The organism is Vibrio sp. 970, assembly GCF_033339075.1.
The window spans coordinates 1-862 of record NZ_JAWOTW010000162.1 but is presented as its reverse complement, the minus strand read 5'-3'; the positions used below and the strand labels follow the sequence as shown (position 1 = coordinate 862).

The 862-nt window shown below is 43.6% G+C and carries 3 protein-coding genes; all 3 read right to left on the bottom strand.

What is annotated here, in order from left to right:
• The coding region (locus tag R7Q11_RS25425) for a P-II family nitrogen regulator (protein ID WP_225466906.1) at nt 1–200 on the bottom strand (200 nt) is incomplete at its 3' end.
• A 189-nt stretch (nt 201–389) separates the two neighbouring features.
• Nucleotides 390–701 carry a c-type cytochrome gene (locus R7Q11_RS25420; protein ID WP_031827608.1) on the bottom strand — a complete coding sequence of 104 codons (312 nt, stop codon included), beginning with the start codon at nt 699–701 and terminating at the stop codon, nt 390–392.
• 56 nt (nt 702–757) lie between these two features.
• Nucleotides 758–862, bottom strand: a 105-nt coding sequence (locus tag R7Q11_RS25415) for a TilS substrate C-terminal domain-containing protein (RefSeq protein WP_225466907.1), incomplete at its 5' end; no start/stop codon positions are given.

Sequence of the window (862 nt, the reverse complement as noted above, 5' to 3'; positions counted from 1 at the left end):
TCAGTAACAACAATTTCCAGTTTCACTTTCGGTAGGAAGTCCACCATGTATTCCGCACCGCGGTATAGCTCAGTGTGGCCTTTCTGACGACCAAAACCTTTCACTTCAGAAACGGTCATCCCTGTGATGCCTACTTCAGCAAGTGCTTCTCGAACATCATCCAATTTAAATGGCTTGATAATCGCTTCAATCTTTTTCATGTTCATCCCTTAAGCTTCAATCGTTTGCGCATATTATCGTTTAGCGTCTCATAACATTCAATGTTTGTCTCTGGTTCATCAGCTAAAATCCTGAGCTCAATAAGGTTTATTAACTCGAGATAAAACAAAACCAGAGCAATGCTCTGGTTTTGTAGAAATAAGATAACAACGTGTTAATGCGCTTTTTACTTACTTCAAACTTGAGTAGTAAGCGGCAAGGTTTGCAATATCGTCATCAGAAAGCAGCGACGCCTGAGCCTGCATTACTGCAGCAAGACCACCGCTACGTTCTTTGTTTTTGTAAGCTTTGATTGAGCTCACGATGTACTGCTCGTTTTGCCCTTTCAAATTTGGGTAGCCTGGAATCGTTGCGTTACCGTCTGCGCCATGACATGCCGCACATACTGCAGCTTTAGCTTGTCCCGCAGCGGCATCACCCGCCAGCGCTTGGCCACTCAACATGGTTAGTGCAGCCACTGCACCGATCATTGCTCTCTTCATTGCTTCACCTAATCGTTTTTTATTTGAGATAGTTATGGTCGATATTGTGACATGAATTACAAAGGCTTGCGCCAAATGAGTTCACAGTCTTGGCCACTAAATGTTTGATCCACAAACAAGTCTGCGACTGCAACAACTTGGTCTTTGTACATCAAAATCGG